Genomic DNA, 9,445 nt, shown 5'->3' with positions numbered 1-9,445 from the left:
TCCCAAATTTAGCACTGCTTAAGCCATGTCTACTTTTTGTAACTGGAAATTCAACCTCTAGCGATTCAATATCGAATCCACAGAGCGTGCTGGTCGTCACATTGGAAATGCCCAGCCCACGATTCGTAGAGTAGGTGAGACCGATCACACACATGATTCCTGCAGTTTGGATGCGGGGAGGTACCAGCAAGTGCTGGGTGTTCGAAAGAGAGCAACTCGAGCTGCCCGGCTACACGGTTGATGAAGTGCTGCTCCGGCTTTACGGCAGTCCGGATCCGCGGCAAATCGACGGCGTTGGCGGTGCCACCTCCACTACCAGCAAGGCAGTTATTCTGTCCAAGTCCGACAGGCCTGGAATTGATGTTGACTACACCTTCGCTCAGATTGGCATCGAGGAGGGCAAGGTCGATTGGGGCAGCAACTGCGGTAACTGCTCAGCAGTCCTCGCACCGTACGCACTCGACAATGGCTGGGTGCAGCCGGGTCAGGGAGAAACCATAATCCGCGCCCTGAACACCAACACCGGCCAGACCATTCTGCAACGCGTCGCCACCCCCCAATGGTCTCTGGCTTCCAGGCCTGGACACCATGATCCCGGGCGTCCCGTTCCCTGGTTCCGCCGTCGGTCTCGGCTTCGTGGATCCGGCTGGCCGCACCACCGGGCGACTGCTGCCGACCGCCAATCCTGTTGATCTGCTCACGGTCGGTACAGAAAAAGTGGAAGCCACCCTGCTTGACGCCGGTGCCCCATTGGTCATCGTGACTGCTGACACAGCGCGTTTGGCCGCTGTCTCCTTCACCGACTGGCAGGTCGAAGTTCTCCCCGAACTCGAACGCTTGGACGCCGTGCGACGGGCCGGAGCAGTCGCCATGGGTTTGGCTGACTCTCCCGAGACTGCAGAGCGTGCCATCCCCAAGCTCGCTGTCGTCGGCCCCGACGACGACGCTGACGTCGATGTGCAGATCATGATGCTGTCGATGGGCAATCCGCATCCGGCCCTCGCAATCACCGGAAGTGTTGGACTGACCATCGCGGCTGCCACCCCCGGAACCATAGTTCAACGTGCCTTGCGGATGCCCGTGGGCGAAGACCTTCGCATCCGCACCCCCGCCGGAACGATTTCCACCTGGCGCCGCAGCATCGACGGGGGTGACGTCGTCGGCTCAACCCGCACGGCGCGCGTCCTGGCGCGGGCTCATCTCCCGCTTCCGCATTCCAGCCATACAACAGTCGCCGCCAACCATCGTGAAAAGGAGACGATCGTGGTCAGCTCCAACCGCCCCGAGGCCGAGACGCTTTTGCCTGGAGCACAATCTTCTGAGCTGGCGGCGGTGGCCCAGCAAGCAGAGCCACCGCAGCACTCCCGCCGGACCGTACTCACCGCCGTTGGGCTTTTCGCCGCTTTGGGCGTAGGGAGCACAATTTTCGGTGGCCGAATGCTCAACCCGCCGGCCACGACGGAAGACGGAGATTTCGCCGGCGAAACGCTCAAACTGACTATTCCCCTGGCTGAGGGCGGCGGCACTGACACGTGGGCGCGGTTCATCGGTTCAGAGTTTGTCCATTTTGTTCCCGGTGTCCCGGGCTTTGCCCCGACGAACGAAGCCGGCGGGGAAGGCATCACTGGCTCCAATCATTTCGCGGCTTCCGCACGCGAATCCGGAACGGACATCCTCGTGAGCACGGCTACGACCGTTGTGCCTTGGGTTCTGGGCCGCAAAGCCGTCAAGTACTCGTTCGAAAGGCTCACGCCAATCCTCGTCAACGGTACCGGCGGGGTGATCTATGCCCGCAAGGCCGCTGGAGTCAATTCAGTCAGCGATCTCGTCAACCGCAAGAAGCCGCTGGTTTTCGGCGGTATCACCGCAACAGGCCTGGACCTGACGACGCTCGTTGCATTCGACTTGCTCGGGGCCGATACGACCGCCACGTTCGGCTTCGAGGGGCGAGGACCGGTCAATCTGGCTCTACAGCGAGGCGAGATCGACATTGACTACACGACTACCAGCTCCTATGCCTCCGCCGTAGAGGGTATCGAGAAGGAGGGCAAAGCTGTCGTGCTGATGTCGTTCGGCCAGCTTGACAGCAACGGCAAGGTTGCCCGGGATCCGAACTTCCCCGACGTCCCCACTGTCGTAGAGGTATACCGCCAAATCCATGGAGAAGATCCCAGCGGAGAGAAACTGGAGGCGTACAAGACGCTGCTGGGTCTGACGTACACCTACCAGAAAGGCCTCTGGGCGCCGGCCGGAACCCCTGCGAAGGCAGTCGATCTGCTCAGGGCCTCGGCGCACAAGATGGCCGCCGACAACGACTTCAACGAACGTGCTGACAAGATCCTAGGCGGTTATCCCATTGCTGCAGACGAGCAGCTGGCATCACGGGTTGCTGCCGCCTACACCGTTACCGATAGTACCAAGCAGTACGTTCTTCGGCTGCTCCACGACACCTACGGCATTGCCGTCGACTAAGGACTAATCATGCTTGATTCAGCCATGGCCGCCTTGGCTTCACTGGCGGACCCGTCCCTGTTGATCATGTTGCTTGTCGGCGTTGTCGCGGGCTTGGTCATGGGCCTCATTCCGGGGCTCGGCGGAACCGGCGCCGTCGCCATCCTTTTGCCGATCACCTTCGGCATGGAACCAGCGTCTGCACTGGCGCTGCTCATAGGCGCCCTCGCGGTCGTCCACACATCGGATACCGTTTCCGCCGTGCTCCTCGGGGCACCAGGATCTGCATCCGCCTCCGTCACGATGCTTGATGGCTACTCCATGGCTAGAAAGGGACAAGCAAAGCGAGCGCTCAGCCTGGCGTTCCTCTCTTCCATGGCAGGTGGCATCATTGGCGCAGTCGGCCTCACGCTCGCCATCCCACTGGCCCGACCGCTCGTTCTCTCATTTGCCAGCCCGGAACTGTTCATGCTCACGGTCCTCGGCGTCGCCCTCGCAGCGGTGCTCTCCCGCGGAAACGTCATGAAGGGCTTGGTCGCAGGCCTCCTCGGGCTGCTGCTTGGCATGGTCGGTACGTCTCCGACAACTGCCGAGGAGCGCTTCACCTTTGGCAGCCTGTTCCTCGGCGATGGACTATCCCTCGTCGCAGTCGCGCTCGGAATCTTCGGCCTGGCCGAGATCGCCTCGCGAGCCAGCCAACGTAAGGGCGAAGACTCCCCGGTCAAAGTCACCGGAGGCTGGGGCTCGGGAATCCGCGAGTGGCTGTCCCATTGGAGCCAAGTCATTCGAGGCTCGCTTATCGGCATCTGGGCGGGTGTCCTTCCGGGTGTGGGAGCTACCGCTGGAACGTGGCTGGCCTACGGACAGGCCGTGGCCACGGCCAAAGACAAACGCAAGTTCGGCAAGGGCGATCCACGCGGCATTGTCGGCCCCGAAAGCGCCAACAACTCCGTCGAAGCAGGCGACCTCATTCCAACCCTGCTCTTCGGCATCCCAGGTGGTGTTCCGTCGGCAATGCTGCTGGGAATGCTGCTTACTTACGGCATCCAGCCGGGCCCAACCATCATTACGGACCATTTGGACCTGATGTACCTGATTGTTTGGGCCTTCGCCATCGCCTCTGTCCTGGGCGCCCTGTTCTGCTTCCTGACCGTCCGGCCGCTGGCTTCCCTGACAAAAGTGCCGTTCGCCGTGCTCGCTGCGGGACTGGTGGCAGTGATGCTGCTGGGGTCCTATCAGGACGGCGGGCAGCTCGGTGACCTCTGGGTCATGGTGCTCCTTGGCATCGCAGGCTGGGTCCTGAAGGCCACGGGCTTCCCGCGCGCGCCGTTCCTCATCGGCTTCGTGCTGGCGATCCCCCTCGAGCGGTACTACTTCCTCACCGACAGCCTGTACAACGGGCTCGAGTGGATGCTGCGGCCCGGATGCTTGGTCTTTATCGCCATCCTCGTGCTGCCGATCCTCTGGAATGCCTTCAAATGGTTCCGGGCCAGGCGCAGGCTGGACCGTGATGACGATCGTGCAACCGAGAATGCAGCCGACACCGAGGCTCCCCTCAAGAACACCGGGTGGTCGCTGGGCGCTGCAGCGGCGTCGATGATGGTGTTTGCCGGCTCCTTGGTCCTCTCGGCGCAATTCTCTCCGGAAGCCCGCCTGGTACCTCAGCTCATCGGCTGGGCAGGACTCATCCTTGCCATGGTCCTGCTCGCGCAGGAACTTCGGGCGCGACGGCGAACGGCGGTTTCCAAGCATGTCACACCCGCAGACGGCACCTCCGATGCAGCGGAACACGCTGCTACGACCGACGAAACCGGCCACGGCGCCCCCCTCCTGCCGGAGCCCAGCGGAAGCCCGCGCAAAACAGCACACGGCGGCACTGCCGCCACTCCGGCCGGCACGACAATGGTCAGCCAGGAGCCGGCTCCCGTTCCGGAAAAGACCGCCGCAGGCGAAATGGCTCCTGCTCCGCAGGCACAGCGGGACACCGCATTCGCTTTCAAGACCTTCGCGTGGATGGCCGGTTTCCTGGTGCTCACAGCGGTTCTTGGCTACCTGCCTGCCGTGATGATTTTCGTTCCGGCTTTTCTCCTGGTCGTAGCCCGGGCCAAAACCCGTACCGCCATCATTTACACCGCGGTGCTGTACCTGTTGTTGATGCTGTTGCCGTCGCTGCTGCCAATCGATCTCCCGCAAGGATGGTTCGGTCAGCTTGTTTCCTGATCGCAACCGAAACCACTAACCGAAGGAAGACGGATGACCGTTCTCGCCTGCTACACGAACACCGCTGAAGGACTGAAAGCAGTTCAACGCGGAGTCCAGGAATCGATCCGACTGGACGCTGACCTGGTTATCGCCAATATCGACACCGATCGGGCAGCGCTGCAGCTTGAGGAGTTAGGCATAGACCGGAGCGGGTTCATGTCCAGAGGGAGGAACGTCGATTTGCTGCCGCAATCGGAGACTGTGCATGACGCCGCCGATCTTGTGCTCCAAGCCGGACAGGATCTCCAGGCTTCCCTGATAGTCATCGGACTGCGTAAAAGGTCACGGGTGGGCAAGCTGCTCTTAGGGAGCCACGCTCAACGCATCCTTCTGGAAGCAGATTGCGCGGTCCTGACTGTCAAAGCGAATTAGTCAAGGCAGGCATCTCGAAGTACGGCCGGGGAAAGCGGATTTCCCCGGCCGTACTTGCATCCTTAGCCTTATTCTCATGAGTACGACGCCGGAGGCAACCTCCCGAACGACGTCCGGGTACGCCGGCGCGGCGGGACTGCTCCTGGCCTCCATGCTGTGCCAGCAGATCGGCGCCGCGCTGGCGGTGCTCGTGTTCCCGGCCGCGGGGCCGCTGGGCATGGTCTTCCTCCGGCTTGTGTTCTCCGCCGTCATCCTGTTTGCCGTTGCCAGACCGCAGCTGCGCGGCCATGGCCGGGCCGCGTGGTGGACAGCAGCCTGGTTCGGGGCAGCCATGGCGGCGATGAATTCGTTCATCTATGCGTCCATCGAGCGGGTGCCCCTCGGCGTCGCGGTCACCCTGGAAGTGCTCGGCCCGCTGGTGCTCTCGGTCATCGCCAGCCGCCGGGCGAGCGCCATCCTGTGGGCCGTTCTCGCCTTTGCCGGCGTGGCATTGCTGGGCCGGGGCGGCTTGAGCGGCGGCCTCGATCCGCTCGGCATCCTCTTCGCCCTCGCTGCCGCGGCCTGCTGGGCCCTGTACATCCTGCTCAGCGCGAGGACCGGCGCGGCTTTCCCGGGCTTGGGCGGTCTCGCCCTCGCCATGGCTTTCGGCACCGTCATCGCCACGCCCGGCGCGGTATTCACGGCGGGGACTGCCTTGCTGGATCCCCTCGTGCTGGCCGTCGGACTCGGCGTTGCCCTGCTGTCCTCTGCGGTCCCCTACGCCTTCGAACTCATTTCGCTCCGGCGCATCCCGGCCGCCACCTTCTCGATCCTGACGTCCATGGCTCCAGCCGTCGCCGCCCTGGCCGGATTCCTGGTGCTCGGACAGGAGCTCAGCTGGACCCATCTGGTTGCCATCGCCCTCGTCGTGGCCGCCAGCATCGGCGCCGTCCGCACCGCACCTCCGCGTTAGCTCCAGCTGCAGGCCGCTCAGCCAGCGTGACGGTTTGCATCCTCAAGCTGCCCGCGGTTTTCCCACCACGCCAACGCGTAGTTGATCAGCCGGCCGAGCACCAGGGACACGGCGATGGCCAGCAGCACGGCGAATTCCGTGGACAGCTCCGGCCATGAACCGGACAGCGCGCCCACGCCTACTGCATAGGTCGACCACAACAGGGCGGCGAGCGCGGAGTGGGCCGCGAAACTCCGGAGGGGCTGCCGGGCCACAGCCGCAGCGACGTTCAACGACAACCGCCCGAGCGGGATGAACCTGGACGTGAGCACGATCGGCAAGCCCCGCCCTCTCAGCTTCAGGCCGGCGGACCGGAATGCCGCCTGCCAGCGCGGCCCGGAGAAGAAGTTCCGCTCGTTGATCCTGAAATGCCGGACGAGCAGGAAGGTGGCCAGGTCCCCGGCCATCGCTCCGGCAAACATAGACGCTGCCAGCAGGAACGGATTGAGCTGGTCGGAACTCACCGACAGCGAACCGAGCGCGACGAACAGCGTGGTGCTCGGGGCCGGCGGCAGCACCGCGGACAGGGCAACACTGAGGGCGCCGGCCGGGTAGATCCACACGGAGTCAAGATTGCGCAGGAACTCGCCGAGCTCGTCCAAGCCGCCTCCTCGTGTCCGCCGACGGCCGCCGCAACTCTGGCAACCATCTGCCCACTATGCCAGACAAGTCGTTGCCCCGGTGCCCGGCAGCAATCCGGTGCCCGGTGATGAAGGCGGTCCGGGGTGGGCTCCGGTGCCCGTCGAGGAAGTCTGCGCCGCATATGGATTCCGGAACGCAACGGGGCCGATAATAAGGGGCAGCAGGCACAATGCCGGTCAGACGCCCTGCAGTTCGGAATCTCCAGCTGCCGGCAGCCTGCAAAGGAGGCGCAGCATGCCGCTGTCGGAAGAGGAACGCAAACGCTTGGAAGAACTCGAGCAGGCCTTGAGCGCGGACGATCCCGGCCTGGCGCACAAGCTGGGGTCGGCACGGGGCGGCAGGGTCCCGGGCCGGATAGCCGTTACCAGCATCCTCATCTCGGTTGCCGGACTCGCGTTGATCATCGTCGGCATCGCCACCCAGATCACCATCATCGGTGTACTGGGCTTCCTTGTCATGGGCGCCGGCGCCTATCGGCTGGTTGGCAACCGGCTGTTCCGGGGCACCGGCAAAAAGCGGATCAACAACGACGGCGGTGCCTCACCATAGGCGGTGGCCCTCGCCTACGGTGAGGCACGCAAAGCGGCGCGCACCGGCTGTGGTGCGCGCCGCCGTCGTTCCTGGAACGAAACCGCTAGGCGCGGGCGCTCGCAACCGGAGGGACCGGTTCAGCTTGTGCGTGGGCCGGGCCGGATGGGCTGTCGAGCTGCTCGATGTCCTCGCCCGAGCGGTCCTTGGCGGCCAGCAGGGCCACCAAACTCATGCCGGAGAAGGCGATCCAGAGGCAGGCGACCAGCCACAGCGATCCGCCGCCGGCGACCACGAGGGCCGTCGCGATCATCGGTGTGAAGCCGGCGCCGAGCGTGGAAGCCAGCTGGTAGCCGATGGAAGTGCCGGAGTAGCGCACGGACGTGGGGAACAGTTCGCCCACGAAGGCGCCGTACGGGCCGGCGGTGAAACCCTGCACTGTGGACAGGCCCAGGAAGATCGCGAGCATGAAGGCCACGGTGGAATCCATCTCGAGCAGCGACATGACGGGGAAGGCCAGCAGCATCGCGCCGATGTTGCCCCAGATCAGCACCTTGCGGCGGCCCAGGCGGTCGGAGAGCTTCGAGGCGATGATGATCATGACGATCGTGGCCACGCCGCCGAGCGCCTTAAGGTTGAGCACCTCGGTCGGGGCCAGCACGGCCTGCTGCACGGCGTAGGCAATCGCCCAGGCACCCATCAGGCCCTGCGCCATCTGCCCGGACAGGCCGGAGACCACGGCGGTCAGCAGCGCCTTGGGATGCTCGCGGAACAGCTCGGCCGCCGGGACACGCCGCTTCTTCGTCTCGGCCTTCGCGGAGAGCTCCTTGAAGACGCGGGATTCGGACACCTTCATTCGGATGAAGATGGCCAGGCCCATCAGCACGGCGGAGAGCACGAACGGCACGCGCCAGCCCCAAGCCAGGAACTGCCCGTCCGGCAGCGTCGCCATGGCCGAGAGCATCAGGGTGCCTAGGATGGTGCCGGCCGGCGCGCCCATGTAGGCGAAGGCCGAGGCGAAGCCGCGGGATTCCTTCTTCGCGTTCTCGAACGCCAGCAGCATGGCGCCGCCCCATTCGCCGCCCACCGCGATGCCTTGGAAAAGGCGCAGCGCCACCAGCAGGATCGGGGCCCAGATGCCGATCTGCTCGGTGGTGGGGAGCAGGCCGATCAGTGTCGAGGCGATGCCCATCATCAGCACCGTGCCGACCAGGATCGCCTTGCGGCCGAGCATGTCGCCGAGGTGCCCGAAGATGAAGCCGCCGAGCGGACGGGCGACATAGCCGACGGCGAGCGTGCCGAAGGAGACCAGGATCGCCAGGTTCGGGTCCATGCCGGCGAAGAACACCTGGTTGAAGACGATCCCGGCGGCCGTGGCGTAGAGGATGAAGTCGTAGTATTCGACGGCGGTGCCGAGGAACGAGGAGAACAGGATCCGCCGCATTTCGCGCGGACTGGCATGGTAGCCGCTGGCCGCGGCGGGCAGGTTCGGTTGCGTGGTCATGGCGTGTCCTTATGTCCAGCGTACGGCCGGGCTGCCGGCGGTGGCAGCGGCGGCGAGGGAATTTTCGACGGCGGAGGTGCCGAACGGGATGCGGTCAAGGTCGTCCGGAATGCTCAGCATTCCGCTGAAGGTGGTGCGGGCTTCCGCCCAGGCCTCCGGAGGTGAGTAGCTCGGGACCAGATGGTGCAGCGCGAGGTGGCGGGCACCGGCGTCGTCCGCGATCTTTCCGGCCTCCGCCGCGGTGGTGTGGGCACGGCGGTGGTGGTCCATGGTGGCCTGGAGCATCTGGGCGTCCGAATACTGGCGGGCCAGAAGCTCCAGGTTGATCGCCTCGTGCAGCAGCAGGTCCGTGCCGCGGGACAGGCGCACCATGTTGGCGCAGGGGGCGGTGTCGCCGGAAATGGTGACGGATCCGGCTTCCGTGTCGAAGCGGAAAGCGTAGGCCGGCGCCGTCGGGTGGTGCGAGACCAGGATCGCGCTGACCGTGACGTTGGCGTCCCGGAACACCTCGAACGGCTCCATGTCGGGGGCGACGTTGGTGTCCGGGTCGAAGCCCGTCCCCTGCGGCAGCACGATCTCGCGGGGCTCGAACTGCTCCACCGGACTCTTCGCCAGCGAGTCGAAGATCCGGTCGTTGCAGTCCGTGGCGTACGCGGTGAGCAGCCCCTCGACCAGTCCGGCGACGCCCGGCGTGG

The 9,445-nt window shown here is 64.8% G+C and carries 9 protein-coding genes; 6 read left to right on the top strand and 3 right to left on the bottom strand.

Annotation, left to right across the window (positions count from 1 at the left end; translation table 11 throughout):
• Nucleotides 1-197: 197 nt before the first annotated feature.
• The 5 genes from D477_RS23710 to D477_RS09355 all read left to right on the top strand — a co-directional run bounded on the left by D477_RS23710 (nucleotide 198) and on the right by D477_RS09355 (nucleotide 6,037).
• Nucleotides 198-692 carry a PrpF domain-containing protein gene (locus tag D477_RS23710; protein ID WP_337587559.1) on the top strand — a complete coding sequence of 165 codons (495 nt, stop codon included), beginning with the start codon at nucleotides 198-200 and terminating at the stop codon, nucleotides 690-692.
• Entirely contained in the window at nucleotides 637-2,472 is a 1,836-nt protein-coding gene (locus tag D477_RS23705) for a PrpF domain-containing protein (RefSeq protein WP_337587558.1), read from the top strand. The genes D477_RS23710 and D477_RS23705 overlap by 56 nt, the downstream gene beginning before the upstream one ends.
• A 9-nt stretch (nucleotides 2,473-2,481) precedes the next feature.
• A complete protein-coding gene (locus D477_RS09365; RefSeq protein WP_005268789.1) occupies nucleotides 2,482-4,671 on the top strand; it encodes a tripartite tricarboxylate transporter permease in 2,190 nt (729 codons plus the stop codon).
• 33 nt (nucleotides 4,672-4,704) lie between these two features.
• A complete protein-coding gene (locus D477_RS09360; RefSeq protein WP_005268788.1) occupies nucleotides 4,705-5,085 on the top strand; it encodes a universal stress protein in 381 nt (126 codons plus the stop codon).
• Nucleotides 5,086-5,161: 76 nt separating this feature from the next.
• Nucleotides 5,162-6,037, top strand: a complete 876-nt coding sequence (locus D477_RS09355; RefSeq protein WP_005268787.1) for an EamA family transporter — start codon at nucleotides 5,162-5,164, stop codon at nucleotides 6,035-6,037.
• A 17-nt stretch (nucleotides 6,038-6,054) separates the two neighbouring features.
• Here the strand turns inward: D477_RS09355 and D477_RS09350 are convergent, their stop codons facing one another.
• Nucleotides 6,055-6,678: a DedA family protein gene (locus tag D477_RS09350; protein ID WP_005268786.1), complete on the bottom strand. Its 624-nt coding sequence runs from the start codon at nucleotides 6,676-6,678 to the stop codon at nucleotides 6,055-6,057.
• Between the two features lie 274 nt (nucleotides 6,679-6,952).
• Here D477_RS09350 and D477_RS09345 point away from each other — a divergent pair, with 274 nt between their 5' ends.
• Nucleotides 6,953-7,267, top strand: a complete 315-nt coding sequence (locus D477_RS09345; protein WP_005268785.1) for a DUF3040 domain-containing protein — start codon at nucleotides 6,953-6,955, stop codon at nucleotides 7,265-7,267.
• Nucleotides 7,268-7,352: 85 nt separating this feature from the next.
• On the opposite strand, the gene D477_RS09340 is transcribed toward D477_RS09345, so the two are convergent.
• On the bottom strand, nucleotides 7,353-8,750 hold the full coding sequence (locus D477_RS09340; protein ID WP_005268784.1) for an MFS transporter: 1,398 nt from the start codon (nucleotides 8,748-8,750) through the stop codon (nucleotides 7,353-7,355).
• Between the two features lie 9 nt (nucleotides 8,751-8,759).
• The coding region (locus tag D477_RS09335) for an MBL fold metallo-hydrolase (protein WP_005268783.1) at nucleotides 8,760-9,445 on the bottom strand (686 nt) is incomplete at its 5' end.

Source organism: Arthrobacter crystallopoietes BAB-32 (genome assembly GCF_000328305.2).
Classification (GTDB): domain Bacteria; phylum Actinomycetota; class Actinomycetes; order Actinomycetales; family Micrococcaceae; genus Crystallibacter; species Crystallibacter crystallopoietes_A.
This window is presented reverse-complemented; position numbering and strand designations above follow the sequence as displayed.

What these genes read in the sequence shown, in the direction of transcription:
- D477_RS09340 (WP_005268784.1), bottom strand. Translation starts at nt 8,750, where the DNA reads ATGACCACGCAACCGAACCTGCCCGCCGCGGCCAGCGGCTACCATGCC.
- D477_RS09365 (WP_005268789.1), top strand. Translation starts at nt 2,482, where the DNA reads ATGCTTGATTCAGCCATGGCCGCCTTGGCTTCACTGGCGGACCCGTCC.
- D477_RS09360 (WP_005268788.1), top strand. Translation starts at nt 4,705, where the DNA reads ATGACCGTTCTCGCCTGCTACACGAACACCGCTGAAGGACTGAAAGCA.
- D477_RS09355 (WP_005268787.1), top strand. Translation starts at nt 5,162, where the DNA reads ATGAGTACGACGCCGGAGGCAACCTCCCGAACGACGTCCGGGTACGCC.
- D477_RS09345 (WP_005268785.1), top strand. Translation starts at nt 6,953, where the DNA reads ATGCCGCTGTCGGAAGAGGAACGCAAACGCTTGGAAGAACTCGAGCAG.